Origin of the sequence: Sphingobium cyanobacteriorum, assembly GCF_030580935.1 — a bacterium.
In the GTDB taxonomy this organism is placed as follows: Bacteria; Pseudomonadota; Alphaproteobacteria; order Sphingomonadales; family Sphingomonadaceae; genus Sphingobium; species Sphingobium cyanobacteriorum.
Genome location: NZ_JAUQOM010000002.1, coordinates 468022 through 482981, shown reverse-complemented (window position 1 = coordinate 482981; position 14960 = coordinate 468022). Strand labels below are relative to the sequence as shown.

The window sequence follows — 14960 nt, the reverse complement described above, 5'->3', positions numbered from 1 at the left end:
CGCCTATTTATATCCGACTTCCCTCTGATGCCGGATCGCCAGAATCGTGACGCTTTCCCGATCCACGCGATAGCGCGCGACATAGCCGCTCTCGCCAAAGTCGATCAGCCATTCACGATATTCTTCGGGCAGATCATCGATCAGCCGGCCGATGCGGGGATAGGCCGCCAGCATCTTTACACCCTGCCGGATCGCTTCACCCGCCCGTCGTGCGGCTTCGGCATCCTTGGGTTGCAGGAAAGCACGCAGCCGCTGCATGTCGCGGATCGCCGCTGGCGCGAATATTATTCGTGGCATTCAGGCGCGGGCAACTCGCTTTCACTGCCCCAGCTTGCGAGCCACTTGTCCACCTCGTCCGCGTTCGCGTGCAGGCCGGTTGCCTGAAATTCGTTCCATGCGTCCAGCGTGTCGCGGCGCAGCGCCTCCCGCTTCTCTTCACGATCGACATATTGCACGATCGCTTCCCGCATGATCCAGTGGGCGCTGCGTCGACGTGTTTCGGCCAGTTGCTGCACGCGCCCTTTCAATGCGTCATCGAGTTTGACGGATGTGGCCGTTGCCATCGCAAGAAGCTCCATAGCAAAAGGTAATACCTCTTGCTACTTTAGCAGACCGCATCATGGCGTCCACCCTGATCATCAGGCCGCATCGGCAAAACCAGCCCTAAGTCCCCGGCAACAATATCCTCATTGACGTTGGGCGCAGGCGGGCATAGCAGGACGGCGTTTTTCCAAAGGATAGAGTGCCCAGCCAATGACCTATGTCGTGACCGACAACTGCATCCGCTGCAAATATATGGATTGCGTCGAGGTCTGCCCCGTGGACTGTTTCTACGAGGGCGAGAATATGCTGGTCATCAACCCCAGCGAGTGCATCGATTGCGGCGTGTGCGAACCGGAATGCCCGGCCGAAGCGATCCTGCCCGACACCGAAAACGGCCTGGAAAAATGGCTGGAGCTGAACACCAAATATTCTGCCGAATGGCCCAACATCACGGTCAAGGGCGACGCCCCGGCCGATGCCGACGCGATGAGCGGGATCGAGAACAAGCTGGAGAAATTCTTCTCCCCCGAACCCGGCACCGGCAGCTAGACTGCGTCCATCGCGTCCCAAATTGCGGCACCTGAAAGGCACCACCCCCAGACTTTGTGTCCGGGGGTGGTAATTTTGTTACGAATCTGCTAAATAGGGCCGCAACGGTCGGATATCCCCCTGTCCGACCCTGGAGAATAAGCTTCATGTCTTGACGGTGGCGCCGTGGACTTCCCGGCATATGCTTCTCGCGCATCTGCTTCCGCGTTCGTCCCGTTCCCCGGTTGAATTGGAAAGGTATCAAATGGCTGCCAAGGCGCTGTCCTTTGACGTTGGTGACTATGTCGTTTATCCCAAGCATGGCGTTGGCCGTGTGATTGAGCTGCAAAAGGAGCAGATCGCGGGCATGGAGCTGGAGCTGTATGTGCTCCGCTTCGAAAAGGAGCGCATGACGCTGCGCGTGCCGACCAACAAGGCCGAAGGCGTGGGGATGCGCAAGCTGTCCTCCAACAAGACGCTCGAAGAATCGATGGAAACATTGAAGGGCAAGCCCAAGGTCAAGCGTACCATGTGGTCGCGCCGGGCCCAGGAATATGAAGCGAAGATCAATTCGGGCGATCTGGTGTCGATCGCCGAAGTGACCCGCGACCTGTTCCGCGCCGACGACCAGCCGGAACAGAGCTATTCGGAACGGCAAATCTTCGAAGCGGCGTCCAGCCGCCTGGCCCGCGAACTGGCGGCGATGGAAGAGACGGACGAACCGACCGCGCTCAAGAAGATCCTGCGCATCCTGAACGAGGCCGCGCCCAAATATGCGAAGGTCGAGGGCTGATCAAAGCCCGATCGCAGATGAAATGCAAAAGGGGCGTTCCGAACCATCGGAACGCCCCTTTTTCATGCTGGCCCGATGCTGGGGATCATTCGCCTTTGGCAGCGCCTGCGGCATCCCTGGCCGCGTCGCCGACATCGCTGGCGGCCTGGCCGACCTGGCTTGCGGCGCTCGATACGGCATCATCCTTGCGCGTCTGGCTGCTGATCAGGAAGAAGGCGGCGACGGCCACCACAACCACCAGCAGCAATATGGCGAAGGTCGTGCCGCCGCCACCGCTGCGCTTTTCGATGATCGTCGTCGTGGTCGCCGGACGCTCCTGATAATCGGCCATGGCATGTTCCTCCATATTCTCTGTGCGCGCACAATGCATGGAAGGACGCGACGGTTCCCTGACGCTTCAGCGCCGCAGCAGATCGTCCAGCGCGGTCGCGATCGCCGTCATTCCCGCCAGATTGGGATGATAGGGCGTGAACGGATCGACACCGGGACGCGCGACGAGGCCGTTCGACCATGGTTCGGCCGCGCAGGCGTCATGGCCGCGCGACAGGTCCGACGCACGCAGCACTTCGGCACCGTTGCGCTGCGCCACGGTGGCGGTGATCCCTGCCAGACGATCGGCCGTCGCCCGTGCGGTTGCAAGAGCGTCCATCGACAGCGGCACTTGCGAACAGGGCGCGCCCGTCGGCAGCAAGGAGACATAATCGACAAAGATCAGCCGTGCCCGCGGCGCGCGCGTGCGGACCTGAGCGACGACCCGGTCCAGGTCGGCGTCGAGTTTCGCCCAGATGGCCTGGGTCGGCGCAGCGGGCGCCGGCCCGGCAGGTTGCCGCGCCGCCATCCCCCTGCACATGGCGGATGCCTGTTCGAGGTCGGGACGCTCCTGTACCGTCTTGCAGGATTGCGCGAACAGATAGCCCACAAAGCCGACATCATTGCCCCCGATGGTGATCGTCACCAGGGCGGTGTCGGGCGTCAACGCATCCAGTTGCGGCGCCAGTTCGTTCCATGGTCCCAGCAGGTGGGCGGTGGTGGCACCGCCACAACTGACATCGACCAGATCGAGATGACGCAGCCGCGCGAGTTGATGCGCATAATTGTCCCGCGACCGGGTGCAGCGGTTGGCCGGGTCGTCCGCTGACACGGTGATGCCCGGCCCGGCCGCAAAGGAACTGCCCAGAGCGACGTAGCGCGTGGACGGCGCGACCGGCGCGGTGGCGCACCCTGCCAGCAAGAGGACGGGCCAGAGTGCCGCCATCATGGTCGCCCGATATTGCCCGTTCATCCTTTGCCTCCCGCACATGGCGAAATCGACCGGGCCGGCCGCCATGCCTGTCATCGCCTCTGTCCGGTTCCGCCCGTCAAAGCGGCACGAAAGCCCCTTTTGCCCGGTCCTTGACCACCTGGTCGGCGCGGAACACCGATCCGCTCATGGTGATATAGACGCCCGGCTGCGCGACCTGCGCCGTGGCGAAGGCCATGCCGAGGTTGAAGCTGGCGTCGCTTTCGCCAAAGCGTGCCGGGGCGAGCGCGCCGACCAGCACGATCGTCTTGCCCTCGATCCCGGCCAACTGCTTCGCGGTATCGGTCATCGTGTCGGTGCCATGGGTGATGACGATGTGGCGTTCGGGCGCGGCGGCAACGCGGGCGCAGATCAGCGCGCGGTCGCCATCGTCCAGTTCCAGACTGTCCTTGCGCGTCACTTCCTCGATACGGAAGGGCCGCTTGACGCGGGCGATGTCGAGCAGCTTGGCCATCACCGTTTCGCCGACCTGATAGTCGGAGAGGGCATCGAAATAGATTTTGTCGATGGTCCCGCCGGTGGTCAGCAGCAGGATCGGGGTATCGGGCGACAGCATGGGGAACTCCATACCAGATGAATACAAGAAGCGTCCTTCGAACAGGCTCAGGGCGCACGGAAAAAGCGGTTATTCTCCGCGCGCCATCGCTTCGCCACGGTCGCGGGCGGCGGCGAGCGTGTCGGTCAGCAGCGTCAGCAGCCGGTCGTCAGCGTCGAGGACGTTGAGGCCCTCGCGCGTCATGCCGCCGGGGCTGGCGACGCGGTCGGCCAGCGTCGCGGGGCTGTCACCGGCGTCGGCGCTGGCGCGGGCGGCCATGGTGGCGGACCCCCGCACCGTGGCCAGCGCCATGCGCGCGGCCTGATCGGCCGGGATGCCGATCGCCTCGCCCGCGCGGGCCAGCGCATCGGCAAAGCGGAAGAGGAAGGCCGGGCCGCAGCCCGACAGCGCCGTCACCCGGTTGAACAGGGTTTCGTCGCTGATCCATTCGGCCAGGCCCAGCGGCTGGATCAGCGCGTCGATGGCGGCCCTGGCCGCCGCGTCGGTCGTGGCGTCGGTGAACAGCGCGGTCACGCCCTCCCCCAGCCCCACCGGCAGGTTGGGCATGGCGCGCACGATGGCGCGCGGGCCGGGGAAGCGGTCGCGCAGTTCGGCCAGCGTCGTGCCGGCGAGGATCGAGACGATGCGCGTGTCAGCAACGCAGAGCGGCGCGAGCGATGAGGCGACATCGGCGATCTGATAGGGTTTCATGCCCAGCAGCACCGTCGTCCCGGCGGGCAGCGCGGCGGGATAGGCGGTCACGACGCGCACGCCGTCCGCCACCGGCCGGCCACTGGGGCGCAGCACGGTGACGCGCGCGGGATCAAGGCCGCAGTCCAGCCAGCGGACAAGCATCTGCCCGGCCATATTGCCGCAACCGACAAGGAAGAGATGATCGGGCCAGGTCGGGGTCATGGGATCAGGCTTCGCCGCGGGTTTCGATCAGGCTGGCGGAGATCGCTTCCGACGGCGACTTGCCACCCCACAGCACGAACTGGAACACCGGATAGAAGCGTTCGCATTCGTCGATCGCGGTTTCGACCAGCAATTGCGCCTGGTCGAGCGTCAGCGTGCCGCCCGCGCCCAGCAGGGCGCCGTGGCGGAACAGGATGATGCCGCTGGACGACCAGAGTTCGAAATGGCCGATCCACAATTGTTCGTTGATCAGGCCCAGCGTTTCATAGATGGCGGCGCGCTTTTCATCGGCGACACGAATATCGGGCAAGGCCAGGAGCTGGAGCACCTGATCCTCGTCCCGCCAGATGCCGCGCAGCTCATATTGCGCCCACGACCCCTGCGTATTGGCGACGATTTCGTCCTCGCCCACCTGGTCGAAGGACCAGCCATGCGCCTCGAAATAGGCGGCCAGCATGTCGATTGGCGCGGCTTCCCCGCCGCCATGTTCATATTCGTCGCTATCCATCATCGGCGCGCCTTAACACCGCAAAGGGCGAAAGGACAGACAGGATCAGTCGGCGTTCGTCGCCTTGGGCTTGGCGGCCTTCACGGTCCTGGTGAGCGGTTCGCCGGCCTTGCCTTCCAGCGCATCGAGCCGCGCCTTGAGCAATTCCACTTCCTCGCGCGCGGCGGCGGCGAGCGCCTTGACCGCGTCAAATTCCTCACGCGAGACAAATTCCATGCCGCCGATCCATTCCTTGGCGCGTTCGCGCGCGTTGGATTCGAACTCGCGCGTCATGCCCGCCACCGTGCCGGCGGCGCCGTTCACCAGCTTGGCCAGATCGTCGAAAAAGCGGTTTTCGCTCTGCATTGCACTTGTCCTTGTTGCGGCACGCCGATCAGCGCGCCCATCATTCATATCTGGGTTCTGAGCGCCGGCGCGACAAGGGTGGCCGCATCCGGGTTCAGGCGGCCGATCTCATAATTGAGGAAGGAGGCGAAGGCCAGCCAGAGCAGATAGGGCAGCAGCAGCACGCCGGCGAAGCGGCGAATGCGCCAGAAAAGCAGGGTCGTGACGGCCACCGCGACGATCAGCACGAGGATCAGCGCCAGCGCGCCGCCGACCTGATGAAAGCGGAAGAAAAGCGGCGACCAGGCGAGATTGAGCAGGAACTGGACCAGGAACAGCGCGATCGCCGGTCCCCGCCCCTGCGCCCCGCGCGCGTGCAGCACGATCGCCAGAGCGAGCGCCATCAGGATGTAGAGGATGGTCCAGGCGACGCCGAACAGCCAGCCCGGCGGCATCAGCGCAGGCTTTTCCAGCGCATCGAACCAGCGGTTGCCAAAGCCGCTATTGGCAAATTTGCCCGACAGGAAGCCGAGCGCGACGATCGTGGGAACGGTGAAGAGCGCCCATCGCAGATAGGCGAGACGCAACTGACCCTGGGACGCAATCTGGTTCATCGACGGCACCAATTCCCCGCATATGTCATTCGGCCGGTTCAGGCGAATCCTTCAACGCCGACTCCAGCTTCCGGCCCACGGTTTGCGGAGAAACCGTCCGCTTGGCAACGCGCGAATAAAAGATCGGGATCAGGAACAGGGTGATGAGCGTCGCCAGGCTGACGCCGAACACGATGACGGTGCCGATCGAGTGGCGCGCCGCGGCCCCCGCCCCGCCGCGGATGACCAGCGGCACCGCGCCGATCACGGTCGCAATCGATGTCATCAGGATGGGACGCAGGCGGCGTCTGGCGGCTTCGCGAATGGCCTGCGCCACCTCCATCCCTTCATCGCGGAGCTGGTTGGCGAATTCGACGATCAGGATGCCGTTCTTGGCGGCCAGGCCCACCAGCATGACGATGCCGATCTGGCTGTAGAGATTGATCGTGCCGCCGGTCAGCGCCAGCCCCAGCACCCCGCCCGCCACCGCGAGCGGCACGGTGGCGATGATGACGCCGGGATGGACGAAACTTTCGAACTGGGCGGCGAGCAGCAGATAGACGATCAGGATGGTGAGGCCGAACACCAGCCAGATCGACCCGCCGGTTTCGCGCAGCGACTGGCTTTCGCCGCGATAGCCGATGGCCAGGATTTCGGGCGACTGGCGCGCCTGATCCTCCAGAAAGGCAAGGCCCTGCCCCAGCGACGTGCCGGGGGCGAGCGCGGCGGTCAGGGTGATGGCGCGCAGCTTGTTGTAGCGGTTGAGCTGACGCGGGCCGGCGACTTCGCGGACGGTGACGAGCGCGGACAGGGGGACGAGCGCGCCGGTGCGGCTACGCACGTTGATCCGTTCCAGGTCGGCGACGGTGCGGCGGCCGTCATCCTCCGCCTGCACCAGCACGCGATATTCCTCGCCCCGGTCGACATAGGTGCCGACCCGGCGCGACCCCAGCAGGCTTTGCAACGCCTGGCTGACATCATTGACCGAAACCCCAAGGTCGCCCGCGCGGGCGAGGTTGGTTTCGATCCGCATCTGCGGCTTGCTTTCCTTGTAATCGCTGTCGAGATTGATGAGGCCGGGATAGTCGGCGGCGGCGGCCATGATGCGATCACGCGCGGCGACCAGTCCTTCATAGGTGGAGCCGGCGAGCACGATGTTGACCGGCAGGCCGCGCCCGCGCCCCAGCCCCGATCGCGGCGCGGCATTGCCGCGCACGCCGGGCTGGTCGGCGATCACCTTGTTGATGATGGTCGCGACCTGGGCGGTGGTGATGGTGCGGTCCTCCCAGGGGCGGAGGAAGGCGATGACGTTGCCAGCGTTGAAATCGTCGGTCGCGCCAAAGCCCGCCGGGGTGCGGATGACCAGATTCTGGAGCGTGCCATCCTTGCGCAGATAGGCAAGGTCATCCTCTATCTTCTTCATATAGGCCAGCATCCGCGCATAGCCGGTGCCTTCGGGCGCGCTGATCTGCGCTTCGACCACCCCGGTATCTTCGGCCGGGGCGAGTTCATTTTGCAGGCGGGTGAAGAAGAAACCGCCGATGGCCAGGAAGATCAGCACCGCCGCCAGCGGCAGCAGCGGCCTGCGCAGGGCGCCGTCGAGCCAGCGGGCATAGCCGTCCTCCAGCCGCTGGAAGCGGGCGTCGATCCAGCGCGCCAGCCGGCCGCGCTCGCTGTTTTTGAGCAGCTTGGAACAGAGCATCGGCGCGAGGCTGAGCGAGATGAAGCCGGAGAAGGCGATCGCCGCGATCATCGCGATGGCGAGTTCGCGGAACAGCAGCCCGGTCTGACCGGCCAGGAACATCACCGGCACGAACACGGCGCAGACGACGAGCGTGGTGGAGATGATCGCAAAGCCCACCTGCCGCGTGCCGAGATAGGCGGCGACCAGCGGGTCTTCGCCCTGTTCGATGCGGTGATAGACATTTTCCAGCACGACGATGGCATCGTCGACGACAAGGCCGATCGCCAGCACGAAGGCGAGCAGGGTCAGAAGGTTGATCGACAGGCCGAGCAGCCACATGACGGCACAGGTGGCGAGCAGGCAGATCGGCACGGTGATGGCCGGGATGATGGTGGCGCGCACCGACCCCAGGAACAGGAAGATGACGAGGATGACGAGCAGCGCCGCTTCGACCAGCGTGTCATAGACATTGTCGATGGCACGTTCGATGAACAGCGATTCGTCGGTGCCGACGGCGACCCGCATCCCTTGCGGCAGGGTGGGCTTGAGGTCCGCGATCAGCGCCTTGGCCTTTTGCGCGACATCCAGCGTGTTGGCGCCCGATTGACGGATGACGCCGATGCCGATCGCATTGCCCTGATTGGAACGGAAGCTGTTATAGGGGTTTTCCGCCCCCGTCTCTATCCTGGCGACATCGCCCAGCCGCACCAGATGGCCGTCCGCGCCGCGCCCGACCACCAGGGTCGCGAATTGTTCCGGGCTGGCGAAGGGGCGTTCGACGCGCAGCGTCTGATTCTGGTCCTTCGATTCGAACCGGCCGGCGGGCAGTTCGACATTCTGGGCGCGCATGGCATTTTCCACATCGCCCGGCGTCAGGGCGAAGGCGGCGAGTTTTTCGGCGTTGAACCAGATGCGGGTGGAGGGCCGCGCCTCCCCCCCGATCGTCACGCGGGCGACGCCATCGATCGCGGCGAAGCGATCGACAATATTGCGGTCGAGATAGTCGCTGATCTGGATCGACGACCAGCCGGGGCGGGAAAAGGCGATGAAGAGGATGGCGCGCGCGTCCGAATCGACCTTGCGAATCTCCGGCGCCAGCGCGTCCTCCGGCAGATCCTCCGTCACCGATCCCACACGATCGCGCACATCGTTGGCGGCGCTGTCTATGTCGCGCGACGGATCAAATTCGATATTGATGTTGGAGGTGCCGTCCTGCGAGGTGGAGGTGATGGTCTGGATGCCCTGCACCCCGGCCACCGCATCCTCGATCAACTGGGTGATGCGGGTTTCCACCACCGATGCGGCCGCGCCGGTATAGCTGGTTTCGACCGACACGATCGGCGGATCGGTATCAGGATATTCGCGCACCGACAGGCTGATATAGCCGACGACGCCGACGATGCAGAGCAGCACCGCGACCACGGCGGCGAAGACCGGACGGCGGACGGACAGATCGGATAGCTGCATGGCTTCAGCCCGCGGCCCTGGCGGCACGGGGCTTGTCACCCGCGAGGCGGACCCTGGCGCCGTCGGTCAGCTTGACGACGCCCTCGGTCACGACCTTCTGCCCGGATTGCAGCCCGCCGGTGATTTCGACCAGGCCATTCTGGCGGATGCCGGTGTCGACCTTCACCCGCTTTGCGGTGCGATCCTCCAGCACGAACACGAAACGTTCGTCGCCATCGCCGACCACGGCCAGTTCGGGCACGGCGATCGACTGGCGCTGGCGGGCGAGGACGCTGACGGTCAGCAGCATGCCGGGTTTGAGCGCATGACCCGGATTGGGCAGGATGGCGCGCACCCTGACGGCGCGGGTGGCCGGGTCGATCACCGGGTCGATCGTCGCGATCGTGCCATCGAACGGCCGGTCGGGCCAGGCGGCGGCGACGGCGCGGATCGGCATGCCCGCGCGGATCATCGCCAGCCGGGTTTCGGGGACGGTGAAGTCCAGCTTGATCCGGCTGATGTCGCTGACCGTGGCGATGGCGGTGCCGGCGGTGACGATCGCGCCGGGGGACACGGTGCGCAGGCTGACCCAGCCGCCAAAGGGCGCGCGGATGACACGATCGCTGATCGAGGCGCGGGCAAGGTCGGCATTGGCGCGGGCGGCGTTCGCGGTCGCGACCTGCTGTTCCAGCGAGGCCCCGGTGGCGAAGCCGCGCGCCTTCAACGCCTGGATGCGCTGAAGCTGCTGCCCGGCCTGGAGCGCGGCCGCTTCGGCGGCGGCGAGTTCGGCCTTTTCCTGCCCCACCGCCAGCGTGGCGATGACCTGCCCCTTGGCCACATAGCCGCCATCGGCGAAGTTGAGCGAGGTGATCCGTTCCGTCACCGGCGCGGACAGCACCACCTGTTCATTGGCGAGCGCGGTGCCGACCGCCTCGATCGCGTCGGTGAAGCCGGTCGTGGCGACGGCGCGGACCTCCACCAGCGGCACGGCGCGCGGCTTTTCCTCTTTCTTCCCGCCGCACCCGGCAAGGCTCATGACGATCAGGGCGAGGACGATGGGCGGGATGGGACGCATGGCAGGGAGATACTGGCCTTTACGAACGAGATGATGTCAGGTGGCATGATGTGCGGCGGATCGATGCCGGGTCGGCAGCTTCGAAAACGAACATGGGGCCATTATCCGCCAAGCCGGGCGTAGAGCAGAAATTCGACATTGCCCTGCGGCCCTGTGATCGGGCTTTGCGTCAGCCCCGCGACGGTCCAGCCCTGCGCCTGCGCCCAGTCCTGAACCTCCGCGCAAACGCGCTGGTGGACCAAAGGATCACGCACGACGCCATTTTTGCCGATTTCCTCGCGCCGGGCCTCGAACTGGGGCTTGATCAGGGCGACCATCCGCGCGCCGGGGCGGGCGAAGCTGATCGGTTTTTCCAGCACCTTGGACAGGGCGATGAAGCTGGCGTCGCACACGATGATGTCGATCGGTTCGGGAATATGGGCGTCGGTCAGGATGCGGGCGCTGGTCTGTTCATGGACGATCACGCGGTCGTCGGAGCGCAGTTTCCAGGCGAGCTGGTTGGTGCCGCTGTCCACCGCATAGACTTTCGCCGCGCCATTGCTGAGCAGCACGTCGGTAAAGCCGCCGGTCGAGGAGCCGACATCGATGGCGACGAAGCCCGTCACGTCGATGGCGAATTCGTCCAGCGCATGGGCCAGCTTGATGCCGCCGCGCGACACCCAGGGATGGTCGCGGCCGCGCACGTCGAGATCGGCGTCGGCGGCGACCTGCTGCCCGGCTTTCTCCACCTTCCGGTCGCCCAGATAGACGAGGCCCGCGAGAATGAGCGCCTGCGCGCGGGCGCGGCTTTCGGCAAGGCCATTGTCGACGAGCAACTGGTCGGCGCGAACCTTGGCCATCAGCGCACCAGCGCCGTCAGGGTGCCGGGGGTCAGCAGTTGCGGCAGGGGCCGCCCCTCCTTGCCCGGCGCATACCAGAGATAGAGCGGGACGCCCGACCGGCCCTGGCTTTCGAGGAAGCGGGTGATGGCGGGATCGGCATTGGTCCAGTCGCCGACCATGACGGTGACGCCCGCCCTGTCGAACGCGGCGCGGGTTTCGGCGCGGTCGATCGCGGCGGCCTCGTTCGCCTTGCAGGTGAGGCACCAGTCGGCGGTGAAATACAGGAAAACCGGCTTGTTGGCGGCGCGGAGCCGGGCCAGTTCCGTGACAGCGAAGTGTACAACTGAATCGCTTTTTCCCGATGCGGCCGGGGCGCTGGCCGGAAGGGCCAGAGCGGCGGCTGCGAACAGCGCGAGCGCGGCAAGCGCGGCGACCGGGCCGCCGCCCTTGCCCAGCCGCTGGCGACCGCCAAGCCACCAGAGCAGCAGCGCCAGCAGCAGGGCCGCGCCAAGGCCGATGGTCATGCCCGCAACGCCCCGTTGCTGCCCCAGCAGCCAGGCAAGGCCGAGCGCGGTCAGGAACATGGGGATGGCGAGGATGTTCTGGAACCGGCCCATCCAGTTTCCAGGCTTAGGCAAACGATTGCGAAGCGCCGGAACGAAGGCGAGCAGGAGGAAGGGGAGTGCGAGGCCGAGGCCGAGGCCGGCGAAGATCGCCAGCGCGGCCGGCACGGGCAGCAGCAGCGCCGCCCCCATCGCCGCTGCCATGAACGGGCCGGTGCAGGGCGTCGCGACGAAGGCGACCAGCGCGCCGGTCCAGAAGGAACCGGCAAGCCCGCCCTTCCCCGCCAGCCCCCCGCCCCCGCCATAGGCACGCAGTTCGAACAGCCCGGCCAGGTTGAAGGCGATGCCCGTCACCAGCAGCAGCAGCGCCAGGATGATGCGCGGATCCTGTAACTGGAAGGCCCAGCCGACCGCCCCGCCCGCCGCGCGCAGCGCCAGCAGCGCGCCGCCGAGCAAAAGGCAGGTGAGGATGACGCCCAGCGCATAGGCCAGCGCCTCCCGCCGCACGGTGCGTTCGTCGCCGCCGGCCCTGGCCAGCTTCATCGCCTTCAATCCCAGGATCGGGAAAACGCAGGGCATGATGTTGAGCAGCAGGCCGCCCAGCAGCGCGCCGCCCAGCGCGGCGAGGATCGTGCCCAGTTGCCCGCCGTCCGCAGGAGATGAGACAGCGCCGGGCCGGGCCGTCAGCAGGAAGCCGACATGATCGCCGGTGCGCAGCACCGCCTGTACCGTCCCGCCCTTGTTCTGCCCCTGCCCCTGCCCCTGCCCCTGGCCCTGGCCCGCGTCCGTCTCGACCAGCAGCCGGTCGCCATCGCGCGTCACCGTCTGCGGCGCGGCGTAGCGGGCCAGCCCTTCGGCGCGCGGGAAGAGATGCAGGTCGCTTGCCGGCGCGCTGGCGGGAAACGGCACGGACAGGCGCAGCTTGCCGTCCCGGATCGCATAGGTTGCCTGCGACCCCAGCGGCCGGGGCAGACGGGTGCGCCATGTGTCGAAGCGCGCGCGGGTCGCGGCGGCGACTGTGCCGTCGCCGGCAATCAGATCAAGCGACAGGTCGCCGCTTTCGGGCACGCACAGCTTGTCCGTGCAGGCCAGCCATTGCGCCTTTGCCCGCACCGGCAGGCGCGTGCCCGGCGCGATGTCCGCAGCGACCTTCAGGTCGGCGAGGATCGCATAGGGGCCTTCATAGACATGGTTCATCAGGCCCGCGATCAGCAGCGTTTCGGGCACCGGATAGCGCAGCGCGCCGACGTGCACGCCCCTGGGCAAGGTCCATGTCACGGTCATGCCCAATCCCGCGTCGCCGGGATTTTCCCAATAGCCATGCCAGCCGGAGTCCGGCGCCATGGCAAAGGCGATGGTGGTGCCCGCGCCCGGTTGTGGCGCGGCGCTTTCGGCGACCAGTTGCGCGGCGATATGCGCCGGGCCATTGCCGGACGTGCCCTGCGCCTGCGCGCCGGATGCGCCCGCCAGCATGGCGAGCGTCATCAATATGACTTGAAAAATCCGCATCGGGCCTCTGGTCGGGTGGATGCATGGGGGCTAGGTCCGGGTGCGTTCGCCGTCAAGGCTGGAGAAGGTACAGCAGATGTTCAAGAAAGCCGTCGCCGCCCTGTTGATCGCCACCGCCATGCCGCTGGCGGCGCAGCAACCCGCGCCGGGTGCCGCCGCCGCGCCGGCGAGCGTGCCTGCAACTGCGCCCAGGCTGATCGTCGCGATCAGCGTGGACCAGTTTTCCGCGGACCTGTTCAGCGAATATCGCCCATATTATAGCGGCGGCCTCAAGCGGCTGACGCACGAGGGCGCGGTGTTCCCGCGCGGCTATCAGAGCCATGCGGCGACCGAAACCTGCCCCGGCCATTCGACCATCCTGACCGGCGGCCGCCCGTCGCGCACCGGCATCATCGCCAATAGCTGGTTCGACCTGTCCACGCCGCGTGCCGACAAGGCGATCTATTGCGCCGAGGATGAAAGCGTGCCCGGCAGCAGCAGTGGCACCTATGCCGCGTCGCCAGTGCACCTGAAAGTGCCGACGCTGGGCGGGCGGATGAAGATCGCCAACCCCGCCACCCGCGTCGTGTCCGTCGCGGGCAAGGATCGGGCGGCGATCATGATGGGCGGGCCGACCGCCGACCAGGTCTGGTGGCTGGGCGGGCCGCAGGGCTATGTCAGTTACAAGGGCGTCGCCACGCCGCCGCTGGTCGCGAAGGTGAACGCAGCGATGGCGCAACGGCTGGCCCAGGCCAATCCGGGATTCGCGCTGCCGGCCCAGTGCGTGGCGAAGGATTTCGCCGTGCAGGCGGGCGACAAGCGCGTGGGCACCGGCCGATTCGCGCGGGCGGCGGGCGATTACAAGGCGTTCCGCATCTCGCCCGAACAGGATGCGATGACGCTGGCCTTCGCCGCCGCCGCGATCGAGAGCATGGCGCTGGGCAAGCAGGCGCAGACCGACATCATATCGATCGGCCTGTCGGCGACCGACTATATCGGGCACAGTTATGGCACCGAGGGCACCGAAAGCTGCATCCAGGTCGACCGGCTGGACCGCGAACTGGGCGCCTTTTTCGACCGGCTGGACCAGGACGGGATCGATTATGTGGTGGTGCTGACCGCCGACCATGGCGGCCATGACTTGCCCGAACGCCACCGGCTGAACGCCATGCCGATGGAAAGCCGGGTCGACATGGCGCTGACGCCCAAGGCGCTGTCCAATGCGGTGGCGCAGAAGGCCGGCCTGCCCGGCAGGCAGGTCATCTGGGCCGACGGGCCGGCGGGCGACCTGTATTTCGACAAGGGCCTGACGGCGGCGGAACGCGCGCGGGTGGAGGCGGCGACGCTGACGTTGCTGCGCGCCCATCCGCAGGTGGAGGTGGTGTTCACCAAGGCGCAGATCGCCGCCACCCCATCCCCGTCCGGTCCGCCCGAAAGCTGGAGCCTGATCCAGGAAGCGCGCGCCAGTTTCGATGCCGAACGGTCGGGCGACCTGCTGCTGCTGTTGAAGCCGCGCGTCATGTCGATCCCGGAGCAGGCGACGATGGGCAGTGTCGCGACCCATGGATCGCCCTGGGACACGGATCGCCGCGTACCGATCCTGTTCTGGCGCAAGGGGATGCGGCCGTTCGAACAGCCGCTGGGCGTGGAGACGGTGGACATCATGCCGAGCCTTGCCGCGCTGATCGGGCTGCCGGTGGCCAAGAGCGACATTGACGGGCGCTGCCTGGACCTGATCGCCGGTGACGGGGATAGCTGCGCGGGGCAGTGAACGCCGCGCCATGCCAAGGGCGCAGGCGCCGCCCCACCCTGCGTGGCGCGGCGCCTGCCGGTGCGATCATCCG

At 66.5% G+C, this 14960-nt stretch carries 16 protein-coding genes; 3 read left to right on the top strand and 13 right to left on the bottom strand.

The features are described 5' to 3' along the window. Positions 1 to 3: 3 nt before the first annotated feature. Together Q4610_RS07300 and Q4610_RS07295 are read right to left on the bottom strand one after the other, a co-directional pair. On the bottom strand, positions 4 to 258 hold the full coding sequence (locus Q4610_RS07300; RefSeq protein WP_304535323.1) for a type II toxin-antitoxin system RelE/ParE family toxin: 255 nt from the start codon (positions 256 to 258) through the stop codon (positions 4 to 6). Positions 259 to 284: 26 nt separating this feature from the next. Next, on the bottom strand, positions 285 to 563 hold the full coding sequence (locus tag Q4610_RS07295) for a CopG family ribbon-helix-helix protein (RefSeq protein ID WP_304535322.1): 279 nt from the start codon (positions 561 to 563) through the stop codon (positions 285 to 287). Positions 564 to 753: 190 nt separating this feature from the next. On the opposite strand from Q4610_RS07295, the gene fdxA reads away from it, so the two are divergent. Both fdxA and Q4610_RS07285 read left to right on the top strand, forming a co-directional pair. Then, entirely contained in the window at positions 754 to 1092 is a 339-nt protein-coding gene (gene fdxA, locus Q4610_RS07290; protein WP_304535321.1) for a ferredoxin FdxA, read from the top strand. A gap of 244 nt (positions 1093 to 1336) precedes the next feature. Next, positions 1337 to 1864, top strand: coding sequence for a CarD family transcriptional regulator (locus Q4610_RS07285; RefSeq protein WP_007709832.1), 528 nt, complete (start codon positions 1337 to 1339; stop codon positions 1862 to 1864). Positions 1865 to 1949: 85 nt separating this feature from the next. On the opposite strand, the gene Q4610_RS07280 is transcribed toward Q4610_RS07285, so the two are convergent. The 11 genes from Q4610_RS07280 to Q4610_RS07230 form a co-directional block, all read right to left on the bottom strand. After that, positions 1950 to 2195 carry a hypothetical protein gene (locus tag Q4610_RS07280; RefSeq protein WP_304535320.1) on the bottom strand — a complete coding sequence of 82 codons (246 nt, stop codon included), beginning with the start codon at positions 2193 to 2195 and terminating at the stop codon, positions 1950 to 1952. A 66-nt stretch (positions 2196 to 2261) separates the two neighbouring features. Continuing rightward, on the bottom strand, positions 2262 to 3200 hold the full coding sequence (locus tag Q4610_RS07275) for an SGNH/GDSL hydrolase family protein (RefSeq protein ID WP_304535319.1): 939 nt from the start codon (positions 3198 to 3200) through the stop codon (positions 2262 to 2264). 22 nt (positions 3201 to 3222) lie between these two features. Next, the gene (locus tag Q4610_RS07270) at positions 3223 to 3720 is read right to left on the bottom strand and encodes an asparaginase domain-containing protein (RefSeq protein ID WP_304535318.1); all 498 of its coding nucleotides are present in this window, start codon (positions 3718 to 3720) and stop codon (positions 3223 to 3225) included. A 69-nt stretch (positions 3721 to 3789) separates the two neighbouring features. Next, entirely contained in the window at positions 3790 to 4614 is an 825-nt protein-coding gene (locus tag Q4610_RS07265; RefSeq protein ID WP_304535317.1) for a pyrroline-5-carboxylate reductase family protein, read from the bottom strand. Positions 4615 to 4618: 4 nt separating this feature from the next. After that, entirely contained in the window at positions 4619 to 5125 is a 507-nt protein-coding gene (locus Q4610_RS07260; protein WP_304535316.1) for a type III secretion system chaperone family protein, read from the bottom strand. Positions 5126 to 5167: 42 nt separating this feature from the next. Continuing rightward, complete coding sequence (locus Q4610_RS07255) at positions 5168 to 5467, bottom strand: accessory factor UbiK family protein (RefSeq protein WP_304535315.1); 300 nt, start codon at positions 5465 to 5467, stop codon at positions 5168 to 5170. Between the two features lie 44 nt (positions 5468 to 5511). Further along, positions 5512 to 6060: a TspO/MBR family protein gene (locus Q4610_RS07250; protein WP_304535314.1), complete on the bottom strand. Its 549-nt coding sequence runs from the start codon at positions 6058 to 6060 to the stop codon at positions 5512 to 5514. A gap of 25 nt (positions 6061 to 6085) precedes the next feature. Further along, positions 6086 to 9190 carry an efflux RND transporter permease subunit gene (locus Q4610_RS07245; RefSeq protein ID WP_304535313.1) on the bottom strand — a complete coding sequence of 1035 codons (3105 nt, stop codon included), beginning with the start codon at positions 9188 to 9190 and terminating at the stop codon, positions 6086 to 6088. 4 nt (positions 9191 to 9194) lie between these two features. Continuing rightward, positions 9195 to 10244, bottom strand: coding sequence for an efflux RND transporter periplasmic adaptor subunit (locus tag Q4610_RS07240; RefSeq protein ID WP_304535312.1), 1050 nt, complete (start codon positions 10242 to 10244; stop codon positions 9195 to 9197). 101 nt (positions 10245 to 10345) lie between these two features. Then, positions 10346 to 11083 carry a TlyA family RNA methyltransferase gene (locus Q4610_RS07235; protein ID WP_304535311.1) on the bottom strand — a complete coding sequence of 246 codons (738 nt, stop codon included), beginning with the start codon at positions 11081 to 11083 and terminating at the stop codon, positions 10346 to 10348. Then, positions 11083 to 13137, bottom strand: coding sequence for a protein-disulfide reductase DsbD family protein (locus tag Q4610_RS07230; RefSeq protein WP_304535310.1), 2055 nt, complete (start codon positions 13135 to 13137; stop codon positions 11083 to 11085). The genes Q4610_RS07235 and Q4610_RS07230 overlap by 1 nt, the downstream gene beginning before the upstream one ends. 76 nt (positions 13138 to 13213) lie before the next feature. Between Q4610_RS07230 and Q4610_RS07225 the strand changes: the two genes are divergently transcribed. Further along, positions 13214 to 14887: an alkaline phosphatase family protein gene (locus Q4610_RS07225; RefSeq protein ID WP_304535309.1), complete on the top strand. Its 1674-nt coding sequence runs from the start codon at positions 13214 to 13216 to the stop codon at positions 14885 to 14887. Positions 14888 to 14960 lie beyond the last annotated feature (73 nt).

What these genes read in the sequence shown, in the direction of transcription:
- Q4610_RS07300 (WP_304535323.1), bottom strand. Translation starts at nt 258, where the DNA reads ATGCAGCGGCTGCGTGCTTTCCTGCAACCCAAGGATGCCGAAGCCGCA.
- Q4610_RS07285 (WP_007709832.1), top strand. Translation starts at nt 1,337, where the DNA reads ATGGCTGCCAAGGCGCTGTCCTTTGACGTTGGTGACTATGTCGTTTAT.
- Q4610_RS07225 (WP_304535309.1), top strand. Translation starts at nt 13,214, where the DNA reads ATGTTCAAGAAAGCCGTCGCCGCCCTGTTGATCGCCACCGCCATGCCG.
- Q4610_RS07250 (WP_304535314.1), bottom strand. Translation starts at nt 6,060, where the DNA reads ATGAACCAGATTGCGTCCCAGGGTCAGTTGCGTCTCGCCTATCTGCGA.
- Q4610_RS07245 (WP_304535313.1), bottom strand. Translation starts at nt 9,190, where the DNA reads ATGCAGCTATCCGATCTGTCCGTCCGCCGTCCGGTCTTCGCCGCCGTG.
- Q4610_RS07275 (WP_304535319.1), bottom strand. Translation starts at nt 3,200, where the DNA reads ATGACAGGCATGGCGGCCGGCCCGGTCGATTTCGCCATGTGCGGGAGG.
- Q4610_RS07235 (WP_304535311.1), bottom strand. Translation starts at nt 11,083, where the DNA reads ATGGCCAAGGTTCGCGCCGACCAGTTGCTCGTCGACAATGGCCTTGCC.
- Q4610_RS07260 (WP_304535316.1), bottom strand. Translation starts at nt 5,125, where the DNA reads ATGATGGATAGCGACGAATATGAACATGGCGGCGGGGAAGCCGCGCCA.
- Q4610_RS07295 (WP_304535322.1), bottom strand. Translation starts at nt 563, where the DNA reads ATGGCAACGGCCACATCCGTCAAACTCGATGACGCATTGAAAGGGCGC.
- Q4610_RS07255 (WP_304535315.1), bottom strand. Translation starts at nt 5,467, where the DNA reads ATGCAGAGCGAAAACCGCTTTTTCGACGATCTGGCCAAGCTGGTGAAC.
- Q4610_RS07240 (WP_304535312.1), bottom strand. Translation starts at nt 10,244, where the DNA reads ATGCGTCCCATCCCGCCCATCGTCCTCGCCCTGATCGTCATGAGCCTT.
- fdxA (WP_304535321.1), top strand. Translation starts at nt 754, where the DNA reads ATGACCTATGTCGTGACCGACAACTGCATCCGCTGCAAATATATGGAT.
- Q4610_RS07280 (WP_304535320.1), bottom strand. Translation starts at nt 2,195, where the DNA reads ATGGCCGATTATCAGGAGCGTCCGGCGACCACGACGACGATCATCGAA.
- Q4610_RS07230 (WP_304535310.1), bottom strand. Translation starts at nt 13,137, where the DNA reads ATGCGGATTTTTCAAGTCATATTGATGACGCTCGCCATGCTGGCGGGC.
- Q4610_RS07270 (WP_304535318.1), bottom strand. Translation starts at nt 3,720, where the DNA reads ATGCTGTCGCCCGATACCCCGATCCTGCTGCTGACCACCGGCGGGACC.
- Q4610_RS07265 (WP_304535317.1), bottom strand. Translation starts at nt 4,614, where the DNA reads ATGACCCCGACCTGGCCCGATCATCTCTTCCTTGTCGGTTGCGGCAAT.